Below are 25,173 nucleotides of genomic sequence, written 5' to 3'. Positions count from 1 at the left end.
CATTATTGTTCACACCCCCTAAGCGTTTGGATAATATGGTGCAGTGCCTGAGCCGGATTGTCCGCCTTCGTAATCGCCCTTCCGATTACGATATAGTCGGCCCCCAGCCTGAACGCCTGTTCCGGTGTCGTAATCCGGTGCTGATCGCCGGCGTCGGCTCCGACAGGCCGTATTCCCGGGGTAACGGTAAGAAAATGCGGGCCGCATGCTTCTTTTATGAGCGGCACTTCGAGCGGTGACGCTACAACCCCATCGAGACCGCTATCACGGGCCAGGCGGGCATACCGCGCAACCGTCTCTTCGACCGTCCCCTGAATCTGAAGTTCCTCGTTCAGCATCTGCTGGGTGGTGCTTGTCAGCTGAGTTACTCCAATTAATAAGGGTCGTTTGCTTCCGGAAGGTGTACCTTTCTCCAGTCCCTCTCGCGCCGCTTCCATCATTTTTCTGCCGCCGGCAACATGCACATTCACCATGTCAACCTCGAGGCCTGCCAGACTCTGCATCGCCCCAAGCGCCGTGTTCGGAATGTCGTGCACTTTTAAATCCAGGAAAACCGGGTACCCCTGCTCTTTCACGTGCCTTACGTAATCCGGCCCGGCGGCGTAGTACAGTTGCATGCCGATTTTCACATAAACACCGGTACCGGAAAGCATTTCTATACAGCGGCTGGCCTCGGTTATATTTGGAAAATCAAGGGCAACCATCACCCGCTCCTCCATTTTCCCCATTACTTCCACCCCGCTCCTGTAAGTTCTGATATGGAGTGAATACCGAGCCCGGTTAACTTTTCCTCCAGCTCATCGATGATTGTGGGGCAAACAAGCGGGTCCACAAAATTAGCCGTTCCAACAGCGACCGCGGAAGCGCCGGCCATAAAGAACTCTATTACATCGTCGGCCGTTTGGATGCCGCCCATCCCAATGATTGGGATGTTTACGTGCCGGCTCACTTCATAAATCATGCGAATCGCAACCGGCTTAATAGCCGGTCCGGAAAGCCCCCCAGAACCGTTCGCGAGTATGGGGCGGCGCGTTTTAAGGTCAATGCGCATACCGAGCAGCGTATTAATCATGCTCAGGCCGTCCGCACCCGCCTCTTCGACAGCTGCCGCAATGGCTACAACGTCTGTTACGTTCGGTGACAGCTTTACAAAAACAGGCACCTTGCTTACTTTTTTAATTTCCGCCGTAAGAGCCGCGGCGACTTCAGGGTCTGTTCCGAATGTAATCCCGCCGCATTTTACGTTCGGGCAGGATATGTTCACTTCAATGGCAGCAACATTCGGCGCCTGGCTTACCCTCTCCGATACCGTTACGTAATCTTCCGTCGTCGTACCCGCTACATTCACGATAACGGGCAGCTGCTTGAATTGCTCGAGCCATGGAAGCTCATGGGCCAGCACTTCATCGAGACCGGGGTTTTGCAGCCCGATCGCGTTCAGCATTCCGCCGGGTGTTTCCGCAACGCGCGGCGTGGGGTTCCCCTGACGCTCTTCCACAGTAGTCGCCTTCACCGCAACCGCGCCGAGACGGTTTAAGTCATAAAAGCGGGCGTATTCCTTGCCGAATCCGAAACAGCCCGAGGCCGGCATCACGGGGTTTTTCATCTCAATACCGGCAATGTTGACAGCCAGACGGCTGGAAGTAGACAGTGTCATGACAGCTTCACCTCCCCAAATGGAAACACGGGCCCGTCCGAACAAATTTTACGGTATTTTTTGCCCGCTCCTTCTTCCTGTACCGGACAGACGCACGCAAGGCAAGCGCCAATTCCGCAGCCCATCCGCTGTTCAAGCGAGATATATCCTTCTTTTCCGGCCGCCTGGTACCGATCCTGCAAAGCCCGCAGCATCGGAAGCGGACCGCATGAGTACAGTACATCCCACGCCCCGGCAGACAGTCCATACGCTTCCGTCAGCACATCGGTAACAAGCCCTTTTATCCCGTAAGTTCCATCTATTGTGGCAACATGGACCGTACCTATTTCCGACAGTTCTTCCTTCAGGAAAACTTGAGAAGCGGTGCCAAACCCGAGAACAAAAGTTATGTTTACCCCGCGTTTTTGTAATTCTTTTCCCAGGTAATACAGCGGGGGGACACCAATCCCTCCCCCGATGAGAAGCGCGTGCTCCCCCTTTCTGCGGCCTTCTACAGGAAATCCTTCGCCAAGAGGTCCAAGCACATCGAGCGGCTGCCCGGGCACATACCGGCTCAACACCTGGGTACCGTGCCCCTCCGCTCTGTAAATCATCGTTAGTTCATTTGCTGTTATGTCGACATCACAGATGCTGATCGGACGGCGCAGGAGTGGGTCAATTCCGGTTCCGCACTTCACATGGACGAACTGGCCGGGCTGCTTCATCAGGCTTACCTGTTCTCCCTGTACCTTGATGCGAAAAATCCGTTCCGCAATCTCCTCGTTAGAAACAACGATTAACCCATCCTTATTCATAAAGAGCAGCCTCCCTGCCCTGCTGGGAGACAGGCATCGATTCTGCCGTAAAGGTAATGGCCTCAAGCACCTTCAACAGCGCTCTTGCAGTATCAAGGGAGGTAAGGCAGACAACACCGTTTTCGACCGCCTCCCGGCGGATTCTAAAGCCGTCCCGTTCAGGAAGCTTGCCTTTCGTCAGCGTATTGATAACAAAGTTTGCCTGGCCGGTCCGAATAATGTCCAGCAAGTTCGGAGACACCTCATGCACTTTACGCACACGCGTAACGTTCATCCCCTCTTCTTCGAGGTAGCGCGCCGTCCCTTCTGTAGCCATTAGTCTGAATCCAAGGTCATTGAATCCTTGAATGATTTCTTTTGCTTCGTCTTTATCTTTGTCAGCAATCGTGACAAGCACGGATCCGTGGGTAGGAATGTGCATGCCGGATGCAATTAATCCCTTATAAAGTGCCTTCGCAAGGTTTTTATCGCGTCCCATGACCTCACCCGTTGATTTCATTTCAGGGCCGAGGGTCGTATCGACCCGGCGCAGTTTTGCAAACGAGAACACCGGTACTTTTACCGATACGTGGTCGGCTTCCGGATGATAACCCGGGGTGTATCCAAGTTCCGTAATCGTTGAACCGAGGATTACTTTTGTCGCAATGTTTGCCATCGGAATGCTTGTAACCTTGCTCAGAAAAGGCACGGTACGGGAGGAACGCGGGTTCACTTCCAGCACATAAGGTTTTCCGTTATGAATAACAAACTGGATGTTAAGCAGCCCTTTAATTTGCAGCCCTCTGGCGATACGCGTCGTCATCTCGATTAATTCTTCTTTCAGTGCCCGGGAAATGTTCTGGGCGGGATAGACGGCAATCGAATCACCGGAGTGGACCCCCGCCCTTTCGATATGTTCCATGATGCCCGGGATTAAAACGTTCTCTCCGTCACTAATTCCATCCACTTCAACCTCGGCTCCCTGCAAATACGTATCGACAAGCACAGGATGCTCGGGGTTAATTTTCACCGCTTCCTTCATATAGCTTAGAAGCTCCTGTTCGTTGTACACGATTTCCATGGCACGTCCGCCAAGCACATAAGAAGGGCGGACAAGCACCGGGTAACCAAGCACGGATGCGGCTCCTGCCGCTTCTTCAACCGACGTTACGGTTTTCCCCGGCGGCTGTGCGATGTCAAGCGAACGAAGGAGACGCTCGAACTTCTCTCTGTCTTCTGCCGCATCGATGTTCGCCAAATCTGTACCAAGAATCTTTATCCCGGCCTTTTCAAGCCCGGCCGCCAGATTAATCGCCGTCTGGCCTCCAAATTGGACGATGACGCCTTCCGGTTTCTCCTGCTCAATAATGTGGAGAACATCCTCAAGATACAGCGGCTCAAAATACAGGCGGTCCGATGTGCTGAAATCCGTCGAAACCGTTTCGGGGTTGTTGTTAATAATGACGGCTTCGTATCCCATTTCTTTCAGGGCCCATACCGCGTGTACAGTTGAATAATCAAATTCAATCCCCTGCCCGATCCGTATCGGTCCGGAGCCGAGTACGATGACGCGCGGTTTATTCGTTTCCTCCCGCTCATCTTCTTCTTCATACGTAGAGTAATAATAGGGGGTAGCGGCTTCAAATTCCGCGGCGCATGTGTCAACCATCTTGTAGACGGGGACAATGCCCATCTCTTTTCTTTTTGCGGTAATCTCTTCAGGCGAAATGCGTGTGGTTTCTGCGATTCTTCTGTCCGTGAAACCCATCCGCTTGGCCTGCAGCAGCATGTCAACATCAAATGTACCGACAGTTGCCGCGTTGCCCATCTCTCTTTCAAACCGGATGATGTTTTCAAATTTCGCGAGGAAGAAATAATCGATCTGGGTCAGGCTGTGCAGCTGCTCCATTGTCATGCCGCGCCGCAGGCCTTCCACGACAAGGAATAGCCGTTCGTCGTCCGCTTTTACAAGGCGGCGTTCGAGCTCTTCCTGCGCAAGGTCCGCAGCTTCAGGCAAATCAAGGCTGTGCAGGCCGATTTCCAGTGAACGGACCGCTTTATGCAGCGACTCCTCCAGCGTCCGCCCGATAGCCATCACTTCCCCTGTTGCCTTCATCTGCGTGCCGAGCTTCCTGTTGGCGGAAATAAACTTGTCGAACGGCCAGCGCGGGATTTTCGTTACGATGTAATCGAGCGTTGGTTCAAAGCAGGCGTACGTTTGCTGTGTAACCGGGTTTTTCAGCTCGTCCAGCGCATACCCTACCGCGATTTTGGCGGCCATTTTTGCAATCGGATACCCCGTTGCCTTCGAAGCAAGCGCAGACGAACGGCTCACCCGGGGATTTACTTCAATGATGTAATATTGGAAGCTGTGCGGATCGAGCGCGAGCTGAACGTTGCACCCTCCCTTAATGTTAAGAGCCCGAACGATTTTAAGGGAGGCTGAGCGAAGCATTTGGTATTCGCGGTCCGACATCGTCTGACTTGGTGCAACGACGATGCTGTCGCCCGTATGAATGCCGACCGGGTCAATGTTTTCCATGTTGCACACGACAATGGCATTGTCACTTGCGTCCCGCATTACTTCATATTCGATTTCCTTATATCCGGCAATGCTCTTTTCAACAAGGCACTGGGTAATCGGGCTGTATTTTAACCCGCTTGCCACGATTTCACGCAGTTCAGCTTCCGAATCGGCGATGCCTCCGCCTGTCCCGCCAAGTGTATAAGCCGGGCGGACAATGATCGGGTAGCCGATTTGATTTGCAAAATCGACCGCTCCCTCAATGGTGTGAATGATTTCGCTCGGCGGAATCGGTTCGTTAATCTCCTGCATAAGCGCACGAAACAGCTCACGGTCCTCCGCCTTCTTAATCGCCTCTAAGTCCGTCCCGAGCAGAAGCACGTTCTCCGCTTCCAGAATACCGGCTTCATCAAGCTCGATAGCAAGATTAAGGCCTGTTTGGCCGCCCAGCGTTGCCAGCAGTCCGTCCGGTTTTTCCTTCCGGATAATTCTTGCGAGGAACTCCTTTGTAAGCGGTTCAATGTAGATTTTATCCGCCATATTTGTATCCGTCATAATGGTAGCAGGGTTGCTGTTAACGAGGATGACCTCGTACCCTTCTTCTTTGAGCGCCTGGCAGGCTTGTGTGCCCGCATAATCAAATTCGGCGGCCTGGCCGATGACAATCGGCCCTGAACCAATGACGAGTATTTTCTGTATGTTATCGAGTCGCGGCATTTGCTTTTTCCCCCTTTACATGTAGAGCCACCTGCGCAAGAAATCGATCGAATAAATAGCCTGAGTCGTACGGTCCGGGGGCTGCTTCCGGATGGTATTGCACGGAAAACGCCGGGTGAATGTTATGCTTCAGCCCTTCTACTGTTCCGTCATTCAGCGCAATATGGCTAACAGAAAGCTCAGTACCTGCTACAGACGATTCGGTTACCGTATATCCATGGTTTTGTGAGGTAATAAATGTGCGCCCGCTTTCGAATTCCTTCACCGGGTGGTTTCCACCCCGATGGCCAAATTTTAGCTTCTCCGTATCAGCGCCGCACGCAAGCGCGAACAACTGGTGGCCAAGGCATATGCCGAACATCGGGTATTCTCCGAGTAATTCCTGAATCATCGCAATGGCTTCTGGCACGCTCTTCGGGTCTCCCGGTCCGTTCGATAGCACGATACCATCCGGGCGAATACGGCGGATTTCATCAGCGGTTACATTATACGGAACGACAATGACGTCACAGTTCCGGTTGGTTAACTCCCGCAAAATGCCGTGCTTGGAACCGAAATCTACGAGTACGACGCGGGGTCCCCGGCCCGGAACGGCAAACATACTCTTCGCTGATACCCGCGCAACCTGGTCTTCCATTAGCGGAGTCTTCAATTTTTCCAAAAGCTCCTCCACCGGGCCGGCAGAGGTTGTCAGAATTCCCTTCAGTGTTCCATGCTGGCGGATAATTCTTGTCAGCTTGCGGGTGTCGATTTCGGATATTCCCGGGATGTTGTATTCCTTAAGCAAAGCATCAACCGTCTGCTCGCCTCTCCAGTTGCTCGGGTATTCGCAATGCTCCCGTACGACAAAGCCGTGGACGAAGGGGCGGATTGACTCAAAGTCATCCCGGCTTATGCCGTAGTTTCCGATGAGCGGGTACGTCATTGTTACGATTTGTCCGCAGTAGGACGGATCAGAAAGCACCTCCTGATATCCTGTAATTCCGGTGTTAAATACAACTTCACCGACCGATTCATCCGTGGCTCCGAATGACTTGCCGGTAAAAACCGTTCCGTCTTCAAGAATCAACCGTGCTTTTGTCATCATTACTGCATCTCCTCCCCGTCATTTTCTTCCGCTGCCTGCCAGACAATGCGGCCTTCCGAAACTGTCAGTACAGGCCACCCTTTTAAAGCCCAGCCTGTAAACGGCGTGTTTTTCCCTTTGCTGGCGAACGACTGTGGATTTACTTCCTTTTCCGTTTCCAAATCGATTACCGTAATATCAGCAACTGCCCCCTCCTCAATGCTGCCCCACGGAAGGCCGAATACTTTTGCCGGAACCGTTGTCATCCTGTCAACAATTTCCTGCAGGCTGAACAATCCGGAAGCGACAAGCTTTGTATACAGAAGCGGAAAAGCCGTTTCCAGTCCCACGATGCCGAAAGGGGCGAGTTCCATCCCCCGCTGCTTCTCTTCTTCTGTATGGGGTGCATGATCCGTTACAATGATATCAATCGAGCCGTCTTTTAGGCCTTCCAGCAGCGCCTCCTGATCCCTGCGGGAACGAAGAGGCGGATTCATTTTGTAGTTTGCGTCTAGACCCGGGATATCTTCATCGCAAAGCAGGAGGTGGTGCGGGCACACCTCGGCTGTAACGCGGGCTCCCCGCTGTTTCGCCTCGCGGACCAGCCGAACGGATTCCGCCGTGCTAATATGGCACACATGGTAGTGAGCACCGGTTGCTTCCGCAAGCAGGATATCTCTTCCGACGTGGATGGACTCCGCCTCCGAAGGGATGCCTCTCAGTCCATGTTTTTGGCTGAATACACCCTCGTGAACGCAGCCCCCTTCCGCAAGGCTGTCATCCTCGCAGTGGGCAACAACCGGCAGGCCGAGCTTCTTCGCCGCTATCATTCCGTCTTTCATCATGCTGCTTGTTTGAATTCCTACCCCATCATCGGATAGAGCAATCACACCCGCGTCTTTCAAAGCTTTCATGTCCGTTAACTCGGTTCCAAGCTCTCGAACCGTGATAGCTCCGATCGGCAGAACCCGTACGCTGCCTTCTTCTCTCGCTTTTTTCGTGATACGTTGAACCGTTTCAGGCGTATCAATAACCGGGCGCGTATTCGGCATGCAGGCAACGGTTGTAAAACCGCCTCTCGCCGCCGATGCGGTCCCGGTCGCAATCGTTTCCTTCGCTTCAAATCCGGGTTCGCGCAGGTGAACGTGCATATCAATGAAGCCTGGGACGATAAGTTTTCCGGATATATCGATTTCCTGGTGTCCATCGTTCCCGATGCTCTCATCCATTCGCACGATGTTGTTTCCTTCGATTAGAATATCTTTTATGAATGTCTCACCGTTTTTAAGAAGCTGCCCATTTCGCAAAATAATGCCCATTGTTTCTCCTCCTGTTAATTAAAGTAGTTATAGTAAAAAAAGCTTCTTACCCGAGCGGAGTAAGAAGCCTTTACCTATGCATACCACCATCGCACTGAGACAGAACAGACTGCTTGACCTTTTTTTCCGCCTTTCGGGCGGGGCAGGCTGGCAGAAACTCCAATTCGGCTCAGGGGCTCAGGCTATGCATAGACACTGCGGCATCCTTACCAGCCTCACAGGACTGTGTTTAAAGGATTGCTATGATATTTTTGCATTTGCATTTGCTTTTGCAGTTAATTGTTCGTTCGCTTCACCAAACGCCACTTCTTTCCCGGGCAGCACCGCATGCAGGAATACACCGAGGAAGGTAGCCATGGCAATGTTGTCAATTGTCAGGTGCGCAATAAAATTGCTGAAAGTTATTTCGTGCAAATCCAGTTTAAATCCGCCAATTCCGGTAACGAGTACGATAGCAGAAATGACCATATTCCGTTTGTGAGAGAAGTCGATTTTATGCTCTACATACATCCGCATCCCTTGCGCAGCAATGATGCCGAATAAGACAATCGTTACACCCCCGAGAACCGGCTTTGGAATGGTCATGAGAAAGGCTCCGACTTTGCCCATGAAAGCGAATAGAATGGCAAAGCAGGCGGCACCGATGATAACCATCCGGCTGTACACCTTCGTAATGGCAAGGACACCGATGTTTTCACCATAGGTTGTGCTTGGAGGCCCGCCAAGGAAAGAAGCGATAATGACGGCAATCCCGTCACCCATGAGCGAACGGTGCAGTCCAGGGTCACGCATTAAATCACGGTTCATTACATTCGCCGTAACGAGCAGGTGCCCGATGTGCTCGGCGAGCGTGACCAAAGCGACCGGCGCAATAATGAGCGCGGCCATCCAGGCTGACGGTGAAGAAAACGCGTCGATGACATGTCCGGTTGCGAAGTGCTCATTCATCCATGCTTGCGGCGTAATGAACATTGGAGCTTTGTGCACACTTGCTAAATCAATCCACTCAGGATGGCGAAGCGCCGTATAAACATACCCGACAACCATGCCGGTAAGCACGGGAATAACCGAGAGAAAACCGCGGAAGAAAATTGTTGCAATCACCGTTGTAGCAAGCGTTACGAAGGCAACTTCAACCGCTGCAAGCGAATAGTCCGGTTTAGCCGGGTCACCCAGTGGATTGTTCAACGCCCAGCCGACAGCGACACCTGAAAGGCTTAAGCCGATGACGATAATAATCGAGCCGATAACGACTGGCGGAAGCAATCGATTCAGCCAGTTCACGCCGGACGATTTTACAATAAGCGCCACAATGAGGTAAATCACGCCTGCGAGCAAACACCCGAGCATCGCCGCGCCTACGCCCTGGCTCTTCGTTACTGTAATGATAGGCCCGATAAAGGCGAAGGAGGAGCCGAGGTAGTTGGGCAATTTTCCTTTTGTAATGAGTATAAACAGGAGCGTTCCAATCCCGCTTGTAAGCAGGGCAACGGATACATCCAGCCCTGTAAGAAGCGGGACAAGGACGGTTGCGCCAAACATGGCGAACAAATGCTGCAGGCTCAGCGGCAGCAATTTGTGAATCGGTACATTTTCATTAACATCAATAAAATCTTTTTTCATTTCCATTCTCCTCCCTTGTCAGTCTCTCAGGACTGTTTTAAAGGTTTTATTGGATTTCCTCGTTTTTCACAAGAATACTAACGCACTCCCTGCCATCAACTTCCTGCAGCTGAACCGTAATAATTTCTTCCTTCGAGGTCGGCACGTTCTTGCCGACATAATCAGGGCGAATCGGCAATTCTCTATGCCCTCTGTCGATAAGCACGGCCAATTGGATGAGCTCAGGCCGCCCGATATCCATGAGTGCATCAAGCGCGGCGCGCACGGTCCGGCCTGTGTATAATACGTCATCAACAAGAATTACCTTCTTATTATTTACATCTTCTGAAATGTGACTCCCATTAATAATCGGTTGATTATCTTTATGGGTTAAATCATCCCGGTACAGCGTAATATCAAGCTCGCCAATGGCAATTTGCTCCCCTTCGATTTGAAGGATTCTTTCCGCCAGCCGCTGTGCAATGTAGATTCCGCGTGTGCGAATGCCGATAAGCACGCAATCTTTAATCCCTTTATTCCGCTCGATAATTTCATGGGCGATCCGGGTCAGTGCCCGGCGCATGGCCGCTTCATCAAGCAGGACATTTTTTTCTTTCCATCCATCTATCGTCGCCATGGTTTCCCTCCTTATTACAATCGCAAGGTTACTTTATCAAAAAAAAAGCTTTCCGCCAGCGGCAGAAAGCTTTTCGGTTCGGTACACAGAAAGAAGGTATACGTATGCACGTAAACACCTGCTTATTCTGTCACCGAATCTCCCGGTTTCCTTGCCAGCCTCTCTGGACCGAATTAAAGGTTTCTTTGTAGTTAAATGAATTATGACACGAAGCGACAATGATGTCAACCTGTGTTTTTTATGCCTGCCGCAGCCTGGCAATGATTCTTTCCATATCTTCAGGCAGCGGTGCATGAAATTCTAAACATTCCCCGGTTGCCGGATGAACAAAGCCTAAATCACGGGCATGAAGCGCCTGCCCTTCAATCGGAAAATCGCTCTTCGGGCCGTATTTCGGATCCCCGACCAGCGGGTGATCGATATATTTCATATGCACCCGGATTTGGTGTGTCCGCCCAGTTTCAAGCTTTAGCTCAACAAGCGTAAAATCTTTAAAGCGCTCCAATACAGCAAAGTGCGAAACAGCAGGCTTGCTGTTATCGAACACAACGGCCATTTGCTGGCGGTTTTTCGGGTCGCGGCCAATTGGAGCATCGATCGTCCCTTTCTCATGGGAGATTACGCCATGGACAAGCGCCACGTAGCGCCGGGTTACCGAATGCTCTTTAAGCTGGGCCGCAAGCGATTCATGCGCTTTGTCGTTTTTTGCCGCCATAATAAGCCCGGATGTATCCTTGTCGATCCGGTGGACAATCCCCGGGCGCAGTACCCCGTTAATTCCCGATAAATCCTTACAGTGGTAAAGAAGAGCGTTGACGAGCGTCCCCGAATAATGGCCGGGTGCAGGGTGTACGACGAGGCCGCGCGGCTTGTTCACGACCACAACATCACGATCTTCATACACGATATCGATCGGAATGTTTTCCGGCTCCACATCGAGATTCTCCGGAGGCGGTACAGTAAGCACTACCTCGTCTTCTTCCTGAAGGCGATAGTTTCCTTTGACCGAGCTGCCGTTTACGGAAATAAGATTGTCTTTAATCCACCCCTGCAGCTGGCTGCGTGACCAATCCTCCTGGATAGAAGCAAGAAATTTATCAATCCGAACTCCGGCATCCTCCGGTTCGATTACCCAATCATACCGTTCAAATCGCTGCCTATCATCCATATGTTTTATCCCGTCCATCCGTCATTAAGTCTCGCAGCGCATCGATAACGAACAGCGCTACGCCAACGACAATCGCCGAATCAGCTACATTAAAAATCGGAAAGTTAATGAGCACAAAGTGCAGAAAATCTACAACTTCCCCCGTAAGCAGACGGTCATAGAAATTCCCGACTGCCCCTCCGAGGATAAGCGCCAGGGCCCATGAAACGAGGGTCTGGCGCCCGGCTACCTTCCTCAGGTACCAGGCAATTCCAATCACAACCGCAAGCGTAATAATGATAAAAAACGCCCGCTGGTTCTGCAGGATGCCAAACGCCGCACCCCGGTTGCGGTGGGAGGTGAGATGAAACACACCTTCCCAGAGTGGAATGGACTGGCCATACTCCATTTTTGTCACGACCAGCCACTTCGTGAAGCGGTCAAGCAAAAAAACAATAACGGCAATTCCATAGTAATAAATCACTTTATCTATCCCCGCTCTATGCTTCTACTTCTTCTTTTAACACCTCAGCGCATCGGCTGCAAAGTGTCGCATGTTCCGCATCGCTGCCTACATCCGGTGTAATATTCCAGCAGCGTTCGCATTTCTCGCCCTGTGCAGCCGTAACAATAACAGAAAGGCCTTCCAGCGCAACAGCGTTCTCAGGAGCCGTCTCCTCTACACCATGAAGGTGAATGTGGGATACGATAAATAACTCCTTCAAGTCATCGATCGCTTGAAGAGCTTCTCCTACTTCCGCTGTCGGATAGATGTCAAGAGCGGCGGCAAGCGATTGGCCAATCACTTTATCACGGCGCGCCTCTTCAAGGGCTTTCAACACTTCATCACGAACTTCAACCAGGCGATCCCATTTCGCTTCCAGTGCACTGTCGAATTGCTCAGGCTTCACTTCTGGCATATCAACAAGCTGTACACTCACCGTTTCGGCAGAAGGAATAAACTTCCACACTTCATCCGCCGTATGCGGGAGGAGCGGCGCCACAAGGCGAACGAGGTTAACGAGAATATCGTACATCACCGTCTGGGCGGAGCGGCGGCTGGCAGATTTCGTTTTGTCCGCGTACAGGCGGTCTTTTGAAATATCAAGGTAGAAAGAACTGAGTTCGATTGTGCAGAAGTTGTGAACCGTATGGTACACCGTGTGGAATTGATACTCATCGTATGCTTTCCGCACTTTTTCTACGACATGCTGGTTCTTGATCATCATATATCGGTCAAGCTCTTCTAATTCGTTATAGGCCACACGGTCAGCAGCCGGATCGAATCCTTCAAGGTTCCCCAGCAGGAAGCGGAACGTGTTGCGGATTTTCCGGTATACCTCGGCGATTTGGGCGAGGATGTTGTCCGAAATACGCACATCGGCCTGGTAGTCGACAGAAGCAACCCAGAGACGAAGGATGTCTGCGCCCAGTTTGTCCATGATTTGCTGAGGTACGACAACGTTTCCGACTGACTTGGACATTTTGCGTCCTTCTCCGTCCAGCGTGAATCCATGGCTTAACACCCCTTTATACGGCGCCTGTCCGTATACCGCAACGGATGTAGACAAAGAAGAGTTAAACCACCCGCGGTATTGGTCAGAACCTTCAAGGTATAAATCAGCCGGCCAGGAAAGACCGTCACGCCCTCTGAGCACTGCATCATGGCTTGATCCGGAGTCAAACCAGACGTCCATAATGTCCGTTTCTTTACGGAATTCCTTCCCGCCGCATTTCGGGCACGTGCTGCCTTCAGGAAGCAGTTCGGAAACGTCTTTCGCAAACCACGCAGAAGAGCCTTCCGCACGGAAAATATCCGACACTTTATTAATCGTATCATCATTAATGAGCGGTTCATTGCAATCCCGGCAGTAGAAAATCGGGATCGGAACGCCCCATGCACGCTGGCGGGAAATACACCAGTCTCCGCGGTCGGCAATCATATTATGAAGGCGCTGTTCCCCCCAGTGTGGAACCCATTTCACTTCTTTGATTGCTTTCAGCATTTGCTCGCGGAAGCCTTCGATCGAGGCGAACCACTGCTCTGTCGCACGGAAAATAATCGGCTGCTTCGAGCGCCAATCGTGCGGGTAGGAGTGTGTAATGAAACCTATGTGCAGCAAAGCGCCGACTTCTTTCAATCTCTCCGCAATCACTTTGTTTGCCTTATCGTAGAACAGGCCTTCAAAACCAGGGGCCTCTTTCGTCATCATTCCTTTTTCATCAACAGGGCAAAGAACGTCCAGACCGTATTTCTGGCCGAGAATGAAGTCGTCTTCCCCGTGTCCCGGTGCGGTATGAACACAGCCGGTTCCAGCTTCCAGCGTAACGTGCTCACCGAGCAGCAGCGGTGAGGTACGATCATAGAACGGATGGCGGCACACAACGCCTTCCAGTTCCTCCCCTTTGAATGTCGCTGCCACGGAATAATCTTCCCACCCGATTGTTTTCGCAACGTTTTCCAACAGACCGGAAGCAACCAGGTAACGTTTGTCCGCAACCTTTACAAGTGAATATTCGAAATCAGGGTGGATCGCAATCGCCAGGTTCGCCGGGATGGTCCACGGGGTCGTTGTCCAGATGACAACATTATCGCCTTCGGCCAGCTTGCCCTTTCCATCTACTACTTCAAAACTTACATAGATAGAAGCCGAACGTTTATCCTGGTATTCAATTTCCGCTTCCGCCAGCGCCGTCTCGGAAGAAGGGGACCAGTAAATAGCTTTAAGCCCTTTATAGATATAACCCTTCTTTGCCATTTCACCGAAAATTTTAATCTGGCGGGCTTCGTATTCAGGCTGCAGCGTAATGTATGGGTTCTCCCAGTCCCCTCGAACACCGAGGCGCTTAAACTGGCCCTTTTGCTTTTCTACATAAGAATAGGCATATTCAGCGCATCGCTCACGGAACTCTACAGCGCCTACTTTATGCCGGTCAATCTTTTCATTTTTAATGATAGCGTGCTCAATCGGAAGCCCATGCGTATCCCAGCCCGGTACATAAGGGGCATCGAAGCCTGCCATTGATTTATAGCGCACGATGAAATCTTTCAGCACTTTGTTGAGCGCGTGCCCGATATGGATATCACCGTTTGCGTATGGAGGGCCGTCATGCAGAATGAACTGAGGGCGTCCCTTGGTCCTCTCCTGTACCTTTGTGTACACATCTATTTCATCCCACCACTGCTGCATCTCCGGTTCACGTTTCGGAAGGTTCCCCCTCATCGGAAACTCTGTTTTCGGCAGGTTTAACGTCTTTCCATAGTCCATGCTCGTTCATCTCCTACTATGTAATTTCTTCGGCTTATAACCAGAAAATAGCCTTCCCGGCCCATAGTGCACGGGACGAGAAGGCTACGTAATATCCCTTTAGAAGTCTTCCGTATTTAAAAAAGTATAGAACAATCATTGACCAAACGTCAACTTTTTATGCTCGTCCTTTATGCTTCGCCCACCGGTTTGCTTAAATCTTCTTCGATTTTCTCAAAGTTTTCCCAATCCCCGTTATCAAGCATCTCTAATTGAGCTTCAAGGATCGAACGGAAGCGCATCCGGTAAACAGTGGCCCGTCTTTTTAATTCATCAATTTCTGAAACGAGCTTGTGGGATTTCGATAGAGCTTCGTTAATTAACCGATCTGCATTTTTTTCCGCTTCTCTTATAATGAGCTGCGCTTCTTTGCGCGCGTTGCTTTTCACTTCGTCTGCGGTTTCCTGGGCGATCACAAGCGATTTTTTTAGGGTTTCTTCAATATTAGCAAACTGGGAAAGCCGCTCGTTCAGCGTTGTAGTCCGCTCTTCCAGCTCTCGTTTTTCCTTCAGCATAAGATCAAATTCTTTAATAATCTGATCAAGGAATTCATTCACCTGATCCTCATCATAACCGCGAAAGGAGCGGCTAAATTCTTTATTATGGATATCCAATGGCGTGAGTGACACCGGGTCCACCTCCTCTAGTCTTAAACGTGTAGATTCGACAATATTAAACATAATCCCTGCCCATTCTTCAAATTAATACACGGTACTCAATCATAAACATCTGCCTCGATTTTTGTCCGTCCTTTTTTTCGTTTCCCCGCCAATCAGAGCCACCTTAAAACGCCCAAATCCCTTAAAGGAAACAACGTCTCCTTCTTCAAGCCGGTAGGATGGATCATTGATTTCACGCCAGTTCACTTTCACCCGTCCATTCTGAATCGGCGGTACGACCTTCGCTCTTGAGAGGTGAAAAACATCCCCCAGAATCGCATCTACACGAGGTGATTGCACTGTAAAGGAAAGTCGGCGAAACGATTGGGCGGGCACAGCCACCTGTTCAGGTTCGCTTATCTCGGCGGTTACCCGTACCCGGTGAACCTGCGTGAGGTTCAGGCGAACATAATCAGTGATTTCCCGGGCAACGATAATCTGGGCATAGCTGTCGTGGACAAGGATATCCCCGAACTTCTCCCGCTTAATCCCCAGACCGAGAAGCGATCCCAAGTAATCGCGGTGCTCAAGGTTGAGAAACTGATTGCTGCCCCTTATTGTCAGCAGGGCAAGTGCGTAATTGCCCGGGTCCGGCTCCATATATTCCGGATAAAAAATCCCCCGCACTCTCTCGGCATGGCCGTACCCTCCATACTCCGCGAAAAAAACCCCTGCTTCCCGCTGCGCTAGAGACCGGGCAATAAATGCCTGCCTCGGGTCGAGAAAATCCGTCAGGATTCTCTCGTACCGTCCGCTTACTCTTGCCGTCCACTCTAGAACGCGTTCTACAAAGGGGTGTTCATCCTGTCTAAAATGATGATATAAACTCATATCCCCTCACCATTACCCGCTGACGAGCATGGTAACAATACTGAATAAACCGATTTGGGCGAAATACAATGCTACAAGTGCAACAATCGGTGAAATATCAATCATCCCGAGCGGAGGAATAAACCGGCGGAAAATTTGCAAGTACGGTTCAACAAGCCGGCCGAGCAACTGGCCAAACGAGGTTTCACGAACCTGAGGTACCCACGACATAAAAATATAGATGATAATCATGTAATAATAAATATTAAACGCATACGAAACTAGATTTAATAATTGAACCATTTCTTCACCTCGACTGTTTTAGCCTTTATCTTCATACATTAGTTCCGTAATATTTCCCTGCATTTCCATATTTTCCGGAACACATAAAAATGTTTTATGCCCAATTTTTTGAATCTCCCCGTTAATAGCATAGACGGTCCCTCCGAGGAAGTCCACAATCCGTTTCGCCTGTTCCGAGGGTACCCGCTGCAGGTTGATAATGACTGCACGCCGTGAACAAAGCTGATCCGCGATTTCCTGTACTTCTTCATAAGACTTCGGTTCAATCAGCATAACGCGCGGTGCTTGTTCCTTTACTGCGTGAAGGCTTACCACATTGCCGCCCTGCTTTGTTTTCCTGGGCTTTATGTACTCTTCCTCCTCGTCCTCATACACCGGTTCATCGATAATTTCTTCGTACACTTCTTCGCCGCCAAGCCCGAAGAACTCTTTGATTCTATTTACGACGCCCATTCGAATCGCCTTCCTCTTTTGCAAAATTAGCTTCTTTCATCACCGACAAGCGTGGAACCTAATCGAATAAAAGTAGCGCCTTCCTCTACGGCTATCTGATAATCATTAGACATTCCCATACTTAAATGATGCAAAGGATCGTGCGGTATATCCCGGCGCTGCAGCTCATCGCGCAATTGCCTCAAGCCGCGGAATATCCATCTGGTTTCTTCCGGGTCGTCTACATACGGTGCCATCGTCATTAGGCCCACCGCCTGAATCTGGCGCATCGAGCTGATTTCTTCGATAAAATCCGATACCTCTTCCGGACTTAATCCATGTTTTGTTTCTTCCCCGGATATATTGACCTGTATCATGCACCTTGTTACAATGCCGTCCTGCTCCCCGCGCTTGTTTAATTCGCGGGCAAGGGAAAGCCGGTCCAGCGAGTGAAGGTAAGTAAATTTCCCAATAACCTCGCGCACTTTATTTGTTTGAAGGTTTCCGATAAAGTGCCAGACAGCCGAGTCACCAAGCTCGTTCCATTTTCGGACGGCATCCTGGGCACGGCTTTCTCCGATATGCCCAATGCCTGCCTGAAGAGCAGCCCTGGTTGTTTCAAGTGACACATATTTTGTAACAGCAACAATCTCGACATCGTCTGGCGAGCGTCCGGAACGGCCGCACGCTTCAGCGATGTTTCGCCGGATTTCCCGAAGATTTTCCTGAATATATGACAACAGTTATCCTTACCCCTCTTTCAACGCAATGAATGCGGTCATACGGCCGGTTTTTCCCCCTTCTTTTCGATGGGAAAAGAATAGATCGGTACGACAACTTGTACATAAATGACTGACTTCGATATGAGACGGCAAAACTCCTGCCTCTTCGAGCAAAATTCGATTTGTTTCCTGTAAATTTAACATATATTTATCTTCTTTTGTATGCTCTAATACAAGATGCGCTTTTGTATGCAGCACATTTCTGACGCGGCCGGCAACCATATCATTTACCTCGTAGCAGCAGCTGCCAATGGATGGCCCAATCGCCGCATAAATATCCGCCGGGGCGAGTCCCCAATTCTGTATCATCCTTTGAACCATCTTTTGCCCAATGCGCTCCACTGTCCCTCTCCAGCCTGCGTGGGCGACCCCAATGACACGCCACCCGGGCGCATAAAAAAAGAGCGGGACACAATCGGCATAAAAGGAGGCGAGGAATATATTCGGCCTGTCGGTCAGCAGTCCGTCGGTCTCTTTAATCGCGTCCTCCTGCCTCGTTCTTCCCAATCCTGCTTCCTCTTCAGTCACAATTCGAATATTGCTTCCATGCACCTGCTCCGCACACGTCCAAACAGAGAAAGGGTATCCGGCCGCTTCCGCCAGCTTCTGTCTGTTCATCCATACGTCTTCTGCATTGTCTCCTACATGGAGCCCGCAATTCAAGCTTTCATATTCATAGCGGCTAATCCCTCCCCGGCGTGTAGAAAACCCTGCGGTCAGTTCAGGCCAGCACGCTTCCCAGTCGGAAATACGCATTATGTTCTCATGTTTACCGGATTTGAACGGTTCCATACGATCCCCTCCTCATAAGCATCTTATCATTCCCTACAAGATAAGAAAAGATAATCACGCATGCGGGCGGTATACCCCCTGGGCTTTTTCCGGGTCGGTTAAAGGAAACGCTTCATCAAGGCGGACAAGGATGACGTCCTTGCCGATCTTTACAATGTTGCGCCATGGAATCATAATTTCTTCGCCCCCGCCAAAAAAGCCAAAAAATTTACCGTTGCCTTTCCCGGGTACAACAATCGATTCAATTCGGCCAAGCTGTGTGTTAATCTCCAGATCCGAAACTTGCCCCAGGTTTTTCCCATCCAGCACATTGACAACATCCTTCATTTGAAACTCTGATATTTTTACCATTCTTCATCACCCCACTCTTCCCCGAACGTTGTGTATGTAACTATTATATGTACAAATTTTAAGAAATGTCCTAAAACACCCGATTTCATTTTTTCTCTTGCCAATCAATCCACACCGTCGTATACTTATGCAATAAAGTTTATTAATAAACAAAATTATAAATGAATGCAACAGGAGGAGACATACCTTGAACAAAAAAATTCTTTCCTTATTTTTACTACTATTTGTGGTTATCATAGCAGGATGCGGGAATAAAGCAGAAGAAAAAAGCGTGTCATCAGCTGGTGTAAGCGGACAAAAAATAGCAGTGGGGACTGACGCATCATTTCCGCCATTTGAATCTATGTCCCCCACAGGTGAACCAGAAGGATTTGATGTTGATTTAATCAAAGCTGTAGCCGAATCCCAGGGCATGAATGTAGAGGTTAAAAATACCGGGTGGGATGCCATGATGAACGGGCTTGAGAATGGGTCTGTCCAGGTCGGTATTGCGGGAATTACCATTCGGGATGACCGTAAAAAGTCATTCGATTTTACTGCCCCTTACTTTACAGCCAAACAAGTTATTCTAGTGAAAGAAGAAAACAGCACGGTAACAAAGGTTGCCGATTTAAAAGGAAAGAAAATTGGTGCACAATCGGGAACGACCGGTGCTTTCCTAATTGAGGACACATTGGGTAAAGGCTACAGTGGATTAAAGGGGTATAAGGAGATTGCAGGAGCAGTTGAGGATTTGCAAAATGGAAGAATTGATGCAGTCGTTGCCGATAATGCAGTCGTAAAAAAATTTATTGATAAATTCAATTTGAAGAATGTCAAAATCATCGAAGACAAAACAGTACAGCAGGAAGAATATGGCATCGCCGTAAAGAAAGGAAACAAAGAACTTCTTGCCAAGCTTAACAAAGGGCTTGAGACGATTAAAGCAAACGGAACATACGATAAAATTTACGCCAGGCATTTCAGCAAATAAGAAGAACACGTAAAAACGCACTCGGCTTGAGTGCGTTTTTGTCTTTTCTATTTTTTATTGTACATATTTATGCATTTGGGAGATGGCGGCCTTCTCCAGACGGGAAACCTGCGCCTGTGAAATGCCGATTTCCTCCGCCACCTCCATTTGGGTTTTCCCTTCAAAAAAACGCATGGAGAGAATTAACTTTTCCCGATCCGTAAGACGGTGCATTGCTTCCTTCAACGCAATTTCTTCCGTCCACTGGCTATCCTTGTTTTTCTCATCGCTAATCTGATCCATCACAAAAATCGGATCTCCCCCATCCTGGTATATCGGCTCAAATAGCGATACCGGATCCTGAATGGCATCCAGCGCGAACACGACATCTTCTTTCGGCACATTCAATGCTTCGGATATTTCCATAATGGTAGGCTCCCTGGAATTCTTGTTGGTCAGCGTATCCCGCACCTGCAAGGCTTTATATGCGATGTCACGCAGCGACCGGGAGACCCGGATTGGATTATTATCTCTGAGATACCTGCGAATTTCGCCGATAATCATAGGTACGGCATAGGTAGAAAACTTAACATTTTGGCTTAGATCGAAGTTATCAATGGCTTTCATCAGCCCAATACAGCCAACTTGAAATAAGTCATCCACATATTCCCCCCGATTGTTAAAGCGCTGGATTACGCTAAGTACGAGACGCAGATTTCCGTTTACCAATTGTTCTCTTGCTGCATACTTTCCACTCTGCAGTTCTACAAATAATTCCCGCATATGTACGTTGGTTAACACGGGCAATTTGGAAGTATCCACTCCGCAGATTTCTACCTTGTTACGTGTCACGTGTTTTCCCTCCTGAAGGAGCCAGCGTTACTGATAAGTATCTCCTTGAGGGGGAAAATTATGCAGACTTATTCCCAGACAATCCCTTTTGAATTGCCTGATAATTGCCTTAGTTACAGCATCTTGTTGAACTCTTTTTGCAGCCGCTTAATAATTCTTTTCTCAAGCCTGGAGATGTATGACTGTGAGATGCCAAGCATATCTGCGACATCTTTTTGCGTCTTTTCTTCTTCTCCATTTAAGCCGAAGCGAAGCTCCATAATGACTCTCTCCCGGTCTGAGAGCTTATCCAGTGCTTTGTAAAGCAGCTTCTTATCAACCTGCTCTTCCAAATCCCGATAAATAATATCATTCTCTGTTCCCAGAACATCTGAGAGGAGAAGCTCATTTCCGTCCCAGTCGATATTTAGCGGCTCATCAAAGGATACCTCCGACTTTACCTTGCTGTTCCTTCGTAAAAACATGAGAATTTCATTTTCAATACAGCGGGAGGCATATGTTGCCAGCTTGATTTTTTTTTCGGGGTCAAACGTATTAACCGCCTTTATTAAGCCAATCGTTCCAATGCTGACTAAATCTTCTATGTTGATCCCCGTATTCTCAAATTTACGCGCAATGTACACAACGAGGCGCAAATTCCTTTCAATTAGCATCGCCCGAATTGCCGCATCTCCCGTATGGAGCTTGCTTAATAAGTATTCCTCCTCCTCACGGTTCAGAGGCGGCGGCAGAGCCTCACTTCCCCCGATGTAATGCACCTCTTCTGCTTTCGCTCCGATTTTTATGAGAAAGCGGTACAGCCACAGTTGGGCAACTAAACGCAATTTCATTATCATATGCTCCCTCCTTTTTTCAAACCTTACGATACGAGCGCCCGCGTTTCTTCCAGCGCCCTCGGGTGAACAATCGCCTGGTAGCTTCCATCTGAAGAAACCATGCCCGTACGAAGCCCTATCAACATTTTGCTCGTCTCATATTTTTTTTCACCTGCAAGTATACATACTTTATCAGGTCGAATCGCAAGCATAATGCTCATTTGGCTGGATACGGTCTTATAGGGGATAAGCCTTACGCGTTCAGTCCAGCCGCCCTCCAGCGCATAGATCTCCCCCTCCAGTATGGATTGCTCTATCTTTTGTTCATCCGGAAAGGAGGGCGGTAAAACTTCTTTCCATAAATTCATATCCATTATCGTTACAGGAGTACGCGATATCGGATCGTACAGCTGGTTTCCTGTATCGATAAACCCGGTACACGTAATGGAGCAGCCGTTCACTTCCACTTCTACCTGCACATACTGGACATCGGTCTGCCGGTTTGCCTTCATAGAGAAATACCCAAAGCGGGCAAGCCACCAGAACAAAGGAAATCCGATCAATAGCAATAGAAGGGTCGGTCCGGATACCGGCATGGATGAAGCATGTGTTGTAGTAAGAATCCCATTGATTATTTCTGTTTTGTCCTGCATAAGGTAATGAACGGCGAACAATCCGCCTGCAATAAATAGTGAAACCGCATAAAAAACAAGCAGCAATTGAAAAAAATGGCGGATCCGCACCCAGCGAAAGGCAATCAAAATCATCGCACAGGAGAAAAGACACTTGGAAAGAAAAGTGTAAGCGAATGATAGCGGCGGAAAAAACAAAAAGAGAGTATAGGCAGCCCCCAAAAAAGAGGAAAGAAACAAACGCATTTTATAGAGCGGCTGTCTGCAAATCCGCCCCGTTAACAGGAGAAGGCCATAATCAATTAGGAAATTCATAAGGAAGACTACATCTGCATAGATTGTCACATCCCTCTTTCGCCTCCTCTCCATACCCTTCCTGTATGTTCATTATCACACAGATGCAAAGAGTAATGTCCCTAAATCGTATGAAAAATTCAGACATAATATGCGGATAATTTTAGACAAACTGTGACAAGTGGTAAGTCGTACAACAGAAAAAAGCTATGGGTTTCTATAAAAACCCATAGCTTCTTAAGTCTCTGCTGTTTTTGAATTTATTAAAAACTATTTCTTTCGGCGGCGGTTGCGAAGGAATGTCGGGATATCCAGGTTGTCCATTCCATTTGCCGGGATTTGCCGCGGTTCAATGCGCGGTTCTTCCGCTTCCACCGATGCCACTGTTTGCTGGCGGGCTTTTTTCACGTTGTTTCCTGTATTCAAATCCTTATCCCTGCCGCCGAGCTGTGCCTGCGGGCGCGGAACGGCTTGCATTCCAGCGTATTCAAAGCCCGTGGCAATTACGGTTACAACAATTTCTTCTTTCAGATTCTCATTAATTACAGCCCCGAAAATCATATTGACTTCCGGATCAGAAGCCGATGCTACAATGTCAGCTGCCTCGTTTACTTCATACAAACTTAAGTTTGCTCCCCCGGTAATATTCATTAATACACCGTGGGCACCGTCGATGGATGTCTCAAGCAACGGACTGCAAATCGCCCGCTTAGCGGCTTCCGATGCGCGGTTTTCACCGGCTGCAATTCCAATCCCCATTAACGCCGAGCCTCTTTCCGTCATAATGGTCTTCACATCGGCAAAGTCGAGGTTAATCAATCCTGGAACGGCAATCAAATCCGAGATTCCCTGCACACCCTGACGCAGTACGTTATCTGCTTCACGAAACGCTTCCAGCATCGGTGTGTTCTTGTCCACAATTTCAAGCAGCCGGTCATTCGGAATGACAATGAGTGTATCTACCTTTTCCTTCAAAGCAGAAATTCCATTTTCTGCCTGCAATGCACGTTTGCGGCCTTCAAATGTAAACGGCCGTGTAACAACGCCGACCGTGAGCGCACCGATTTCTTTAGCGATTTCAGCGATGACAGGTGCCGCACCGGTACCCGTACCGCCGCCCATGCCGGCAGTAACGAACACCATATCCGCTCCACGGAGGGCCTGTTCCAGCTGCTCACGGCTTTCTTCTGCCGCCTTCTTTCCTACGTCCGGATTCGCTCCGGCACCCAGTCCCCTGGTTAGCTTCCCGCCGATTTGCAGCTTGTTTTGAGCCTTGGAAAGATTGAGAGCCTGGTAGTCCGTATTTACAGCGATGAATTCCACGCCCTGGATGCCGCCCTCAATCATGCGATTTACCGCATTGCTGCCGCCGCCGCCGACGCCGATTACTTTTATTTGAGCCATTGTATCCATTTCCAAGTCGAATTCCAACATGTGTTAAAGTCCCCCTCACTTATCGTGCAAACTTACTTAAATGAATTCACTAAACCAGTCCCTGACTTTTCTCATGACTCCACCCTGTTCTCCCTGTTCCTTTTGGGCTTTAGGGGCGGCATTTTGTTTCCTTGTATTTTTCGGTTGACTTGGTTTTACTTCCTGTTGCTGCGGCATCCGGTTCATATAATATTTCGAAGCATATTTAATGAGTCCAACGCCGGTCGTATAAGCCGGGTCCCTCACACCGATATAATCCGGGATGGCTACACGGACAGGCGCCTGCAGTTCCATTCGTGCGAGCTCCAGCAATCCTGGAATGTTCGCGACGCCTCCTGTAAGCACAAATCCGTTCGGAATCGTAGTATCGTAGCCGAGGAGATGAAGTTCATCTTCCACTAAATTGAAAATTTCTGCTGCGCGGGGTTCAATCACACTGGCTAATTCCACCTGTGAAAATTCTTTCTCCACATCACTGCCGATACGCTTTACTTGAAAAACTTCGTCATCACTCGCTTCTTCAAGAAGAGCGCATCCGTTTTGTAACTGTATTTGTTTCGCTTCCTCCGTTGTAGTGCGCAGACCAATCGCAATATCATTTGTAATATGGTCCCCTCCGATCGGCAACACGGAAAAGGCTGTTAATGTTCCCATTTCAAACACTGCTACCGTTGTCGAGCCCGCACCGATATCCACTAAAACAACACCTAAATTTTTCTCATCCTTCATCAATGCAATTTCACTGGATGCGAGTGGCATAAGATACATTCCGGCAATCGACAAGCCTGCCCGTTCTATGCAGCGCACGAGATTATGTATAACCGTTTTGGCTCCCGTGATTATCGTACCATCCATCTCAAGACGAACACCCATCATGCCTCGCGGGTCATTGATTTCGCCGTGGCCGTCTACGATGAATTGAACGGGAACGACATCAATAATTTCCCTTTCAGGAGGAACGGCAATCACCTGAGCTGCTTTCATAACACGCTCGATATCATCATCACTAATTTCACGGTTTTCGCTGGACACAGCGACAACACCCTGGCTGGCTTGCAGATGAATATGATTTCCGGAAATACCGACAATCACGTGGCGGATTGTTACATCCACCATTCTCTCCGCCTGTTCCACAGCTTCTCTTATCGATTTAACCGTCTCATCAATGTCGACGATCGCGCCTTTTTTGATTCCTTGTGACTCAGCTGTTCCGACGCCAACGATGTTAATGGTTCCACCATTAATCTCTCCAATGATTACCCTGACTTTGGATGTACCAATATCTAAGCTGATAATATAGCCATTGTTGTTCAAG

24 protein-coding genes are annotated in these 25,173 nt (G+C 49.3%); 1 reads left to right on the top strand and 23 read right to left on the bottom strand.

The annotated features are described in order from the left end of the window. Positions 1-2 precede the first annotated feature (2 nt). The 18 genes from pyrF to MBEAL2_RS06780 form a co-directional block, all read right to left on the bottom strand. Positions 3-728 carry an orotidine-5'-phosphate decarboxylase gene (pyrF, locus tag MBEAL2_RS06870; protein ID WP_047151581.1) on the bottom strand — a complete coding sequence of 242 codons (726 nt, stop codon included), beginning with the start codon at positions 726-728 and terminating at the stop codon, positions 3-5. Beyond that, a complete protein-coding gene (locus MBEAL2_RS06865) occupies positions 728-1,657 on the bottom strand; it encodes a dihydroorotate dehydrogenase (RefSeq protein ID WP_047151580.1) in 930 nt (309 codons plus the stop codon). The genes pyrF and MBEAL2_RS06865 overlap by 1 nt, the downstream gene beginning before the upstream one ends. Then, positions 1,654-2,451 (bottom strand): dihydroorotate dehydrogenase electron transfer subunit, encoded by a 798-nt coding sequence (locus MBEAL2_RS06860; protein WP_047151579.1) that lies wholly within the window; start codon positions 2,449-2,451, stop codon positions 1,654-1,656. The genes MBEAL2_RS06865 and MBEAL2_RS06860 overlap by 4 nt, the downstream gene beginning before the upstream one ends. Beyond that, complete coding sequence (gene carB / locus MBEAL2_RS06855; RefSeq protein ID WP_047151578.1) at positions 2,444-5,671, bottom strand: carbamoyl-phosphate synthase large subunit; 3,228 nt, start codon at positions 5,669-5,671, stop codon at positions 2,444-2,446. Before carB ends, MBEAL2_RS06860 begins: the two co-directional genes overlap by 8 nt. Further along, on the bottom strand, positions 5,655-6,758 hold the full coding sequence (locus MBEAL2_RS06850; RefSeq protein ID WP_236692704.1) for a carbamoyl phosphate synthase small subunit: 1,104 nt from the start codon (positions 6,756-6,758) through the stop codon (positions 5,655-5,657). The genes carB and MBEAL2_RS06850 overlap by 17 nt, the downstream gene beginning before the upstream one ends. Beyond that, positions 6,758-8,056 (bottom strand): dihydroorotase, encoded by a 1,299-nt coding sequence (gene pyrC / locus MBEAL2_RS06845; RefSeq protein ID WP_047151577.1) that lies wholly within the window; start codon positions 8,054-8,056, stop codon positions 6,758-6,760. The genes MBEAL2_RS06850 and pyrC overlap by 1 nt, the downstream gene beginning before the upstream one ends. A gap of 240 nt (positions 8,057-8,296) precedes the next feature. Beyond that, on the bottom strand, positions 8,297-9,679 hold the full coding sequence (locus tag MBEAL2_RS06840) for a solute carrier family 23 protein (protein WP_047151576.1): 1,383 nt from the start codon (positions 9,677-9,679) through the stop codon (positions 8,297-8,299). A gap of 46 nt (positions 9,680-9,725) precedes the next feature. Next, positions 9,726-10,295, bottom strand: a complete 570-nt coding sequence (gene pyrR, locus MBEAL2_RS06835; RefSeq protein WP_047151575.1) for a bifunctional pyr operon transcriptional regulator/uracil phosphoribosyltransferase PyrR — start codon at positions 10,293-10,295, stop codon at positions 9,726-9,728. Positions 10,296-10,533: 238 nt separating this feature from the next. After that, a complete protein-coding gene (locus MBEAL2_RS06825) occupies positions 10,534-11,463 on the bottom strand; it encodes an RluA family pseudouridine synthase (RefSeq protein WP_047151573.1) in 930 nt (309 codons plus the stop codon). Next, positions 11,456-11,923 carry a signal peptidase II gene (gene lspA / locus MBEAL2_RS06820; RefSeq protein ID WP_047151704.1) on the bottom strand — a complete coding sequence of 156 codons (468 nt, stop codon included), beginning with the start codon at positions 11,921-11,923 and terminating at the stop codon, positions 11,456-11,458. The genes MBEAL2_RS06825 and lspA overlap by 8 nt, the downstream gene beginning before the upstream one ends. 19 nt (positions 11,924-11,942) lie before the next feature. Continuing rightward, on the bottom strand, positions 11,943-14,711 hold the full coding sequence (gene ileS, locus MBEAL2_RS06815) for an isoleucine--tRNA ligase (protein ID WP_047151572.1): 2,769 nt from the start codon (positions 14,709-14,711) through the stop codon (positions 11,943-11,945). A 170-nt stretch (positions 14,712-14,881) separates the two neighbouring features. Then, a complete protein-coding gene (locus MBEAL2_RS06810) occupies positions 14,882-15,379 on the bottom strand; it encodes a DivIVA domain-containing protein (protein WP_047151571.1) in 498 nt (165 codons plus the stop codon). Positions 15,380-15,469: 90 nt separating this feature from the next. Further along, on the bottom strand, positions 15,470-16,240 hold the full coding sequence (locus MBEAL2_RS06805; RefSeq protein WP_047151570.1) for a YlmH family RNA-binding protein: 771 nt from the start codon (positions 16,238-16,240) through the stop codon (positions 15,470-15,472). Positions 16,241-16,252: 12 nt separating this feature from the next. Then, a complete protein-coding gene (locus MBEAL2_RS06800; protein WP_047151569.1) occupies positions 16,253-16,522 on the bottom strand; it encodes a YggT family protein in 270 nt (89 codons plus the stop codon). A gap of 18 nt (positions 16,523-16,540) precedes the next feature. After that, positions 16,541-16,975 (bottom strand): cell division protein SepF, encoded by a 435-nt coding sequence (locus MBEAL2_RS06795; RefSeq protein WP_047151568.1) that lies wholly within the window; start codon positions 16,973-16,975, stop codon positions 16,541-16,543. A 26-nt stretch (positions 16,976-17,001) separates the two neighbouring features. After that, on the bottom strand, positions 17,002-17,694 hold the full coding sequence (locus MBEAL2_RS06790) for a YggS family pyridoxal phosphate-dependent enzyme (protein WP_047151567.1): 693 nt from the start codon (positions 17,692-17,694) through the stop codon (positions 17,002-17,004). A gap of 9 nt (positions 17,695-17,703) precedes the next feature. Further along, a complete protein-coding gene (gene pgeF / locus MBEAL2_RS06785) occupies positions 17,704-18,528 on the bottom strand; it encodes a peptidoglycan editing factor PgeF (protein WP_047151566.1) in 825 nt (274 codons plus the stop codon). 54 nt (positions 18,529-18,582) lie between these two features. Continuing rightward, positions 18,583-18,879, bottom strand: a complete 297-nt coding sequence (locus MBEAL2_RS06780; RefSeq protein ID WP_047151565.1) for a YlmC/YmxH family sporulation protein — start codon at positions 18,877-18,879, stop codon at positions 18,583-18,585. A 187-nt stretch (positions 18,880-19,066) separates the two neighbouring features. Here MBEAL2_RS06780 and MBEAL2_RS06775 point away from each other — a divergent pair, with 187 nt between their 5' ends. Next, positions 19,067-19,852: a basic amino acid ABC transporter substrate-binding protein gene (locus tag MBEAL2_RS06775; RefSeq protein WP_047151564.1), complete on the top strand. Its 786-nt coding sequence runs from the start codon at positions 19,067-19,069 to the stop codon at positions 19,850-19,852. A 54-nt stretch (positions 19,853-19,906) separates the two neighbouring features. Here MBEAL2_RS06775 and sigG read toward each other — a convergent pair whose 3' ends face one another. The 5 genes from sigG to ftsA form a co-directional block, all read right to left on the bottom strand. Continuing rightward, positions 19,907-20,683 carry an RNA polymerase sporulation sigma factor SigG gene (gene sigG / locus MBEAL2_RS06770; protein ID WP_047151563.1) on the bottom strand — a complete coding sequence of 259 codons (777 nt, stop codon included), beginning with the start codon at positions 20,681-20,683 and terminating at the stop codon, positions 19,907-19,909. Positions 20,684-20,796: 113 nt separating this feature from the next. Next, the gene (gene sigE / locus MBEAL2_RS06765; protein ID WP_047151562.1) at positions 20,797-21,519 is read right to left on the bottom strand and encodes an RNA polymerase sporulation sigma factor SigE; all 723 of its coding nucleotides are present in this window, start codon (positions 21,517-21,519) and stop codon (positions 20,797-20,799) included. A 23-nt stretch (positions 21,520-21,542) separates the two neighbouring features. Beyond that, a complete protein-coding gene (gene spoIIGA / locus MBEAL2_RS06760; protein WP_047151561.1) occupies positions 21,543-22,475 on the bottom strand; it encodes a sigma-E processing peptidase SpoIIGA in 933 nt (310 codons plus the stop codon). A gap of 219 nt (positions 22,476-22,694) precedes the next feature. Further along, positions 22,695-23,858, bottom strand: coding sequence for a cell division protein FtsZ (ftsZ, locus tag MBEAL2_RS06755; RefSeq protein WP_047151560.1), 1,164 nt, complete (start codon positions 23,856-23,858; stop codon positions 22,695-22,697). Positions 23,859-23,894: 36 nt separating this feature from the next. Beyond that, entirely contained in the window at positions 23,895-25,172 is a 1,278-nt protein-coding gene (gene ftsA, locus MBEAL2_RS06750; RefSeq protein WP_047151559.1) for a cell division protein FtsA, read from the bottom strand. Between the last annotated feature and the right edge of the window lies 1 nt (position 25,173).

The sequence above is a fragment of the Aneurinibacillus tyrosinisolvens genome (genome assembly GCF_001015055.1).
Taxonomy (GTDB): domain Bacteria; phylum Bacillota; class Bacilli; order Aneurinibacillales; family Aneurinibacillaceae; genus Aneurinibacillus_A; species Aneurinibacillus_A tyrosinisolvens.
This window is presented reverse-complemented; position numbering and strand designations above follow the sequence as displayed.

Excerpts from the sequence above, each read along its gene's own strand:
- MBEAL2_RS06865 (WP_047151580.1), bottom strand. The coding sequence starts at position 1,657 with ATGACACTGTCTACTTCCAGCCGTCTGGCTGTCAACATTGCCGGTATT.
- MBEAL2_RS06780 (WP_047151565.1), bottom strand. The coding sequence starts at position 18,879 with ATGGTAAAAATATCAGAGTTTCAAATGAAGGATGTTGTCAATGTGCTG.
- MBEAL2_RS06825 (WP_047151573.1), bottom strand. The coding sequence starts at position 11,463 with ATGGATGATAGGCAGCGATTTGAACGGTATGATTGGGTAATCGAACCG.
- MBEAL2_RS06840 (WP_047151576.1), bottom strand. The coding sequence starts at position 9,679 with ATGAAAAAAGATTTTATTGATGTTAATGAAAATGTACCGATTCACAAA.
- MBEAL2_RS06860 (WP_047151579.1), bottom strand. The coding sequence starts at position 2,451 with ATGAATAAGGATGGGTTAATCGTTGTTTCTAACGAGGAGATTGCGGAA.
- pyrR (WP_047151575.1), bottom strand. The coding sequence starts at position 10,295 with ATGGCGACGATAGATGGATGGAAAGAAAAAAATGTCCTGCTTGATGAA.
- ileS (WP_047151572.1), bottom strand. The coding sequence starts at position 14,711 with ATGGACTATGGAAAGACGTTAAACCTGCCGAAAACAGAGTTTCCGATG.
- pyrC (WP_047151577.1), bottom strand. The coding sequence starts at position 8,056 with ATGGGCATTATTTTGCGAAATGGGCAGCTTCTTAAAAACGGTGAGACA.
- carB (WP_047151578.1), bottom strand. The coding sequence starts at position 5,671 with ATGCCGCGACTCGATAACATACAGAAAATACTCGTCATTGGTTCAGGG.
- sigE (WP_047151562.1), bottom strand. The coding sequence starts at position 21,519 with ATGATAATGAAATTGCGTTTAGTTGCCCAACTGTGGCTGTACCGCTTT.
- MBEAL2_RS06800 (WP_047151569.1), bottom strand. The coding sequence starts at position 16,522 with ATGGTTCAATTATTAAATCTAGTTTCGTATGCGTTTAATATTTATTAT.
- MBEAL2_RS06795 (WP_047151568.1), bottom strand. The coding sequence starts at position 16,975 with ATGGGCGTCGTAAATAGAATCAAAGAGTTCTTCGGGCTTGGCGGCGAA.
- MBEAL2_RS06805 (WP_047151570.1), bottom strand. The coding sequence starts at position 16,240 with ATGAGTTTATATCATCATTTTAGACAGGATGAACACCCCTTTGTAGAA.
- MBEAL2_RS06850 (WP_236692704.1), bottom strand. The coding sequence starts at position 6,758 with ATGATGACAAAAGCACGGTTGATTCTTGAAGACGGAACGGTTTTTACC.
- pyrF (WP_047151581.1), bottom strand. The coding sequence starts at position 728 with ATGGGGAAAATGGAGGAGCGGGTGATGGTTGCCCTTGATTTTCCAAAT.
- pgeF (WP_047151566.1), bottom strand. The coding sequence starts at position 18,528 with ATGGAACCGTTCAAATCCGGTAAACATGAGAACATAATGCGTATTTCC.
- ftsZ (WP_047151560.1), bottom strand. The coding sequence starts at position 23,858 with ATGTTGGAATTCGACTTGGAAATGGATACAATGGCTCAAATAAAAGTA.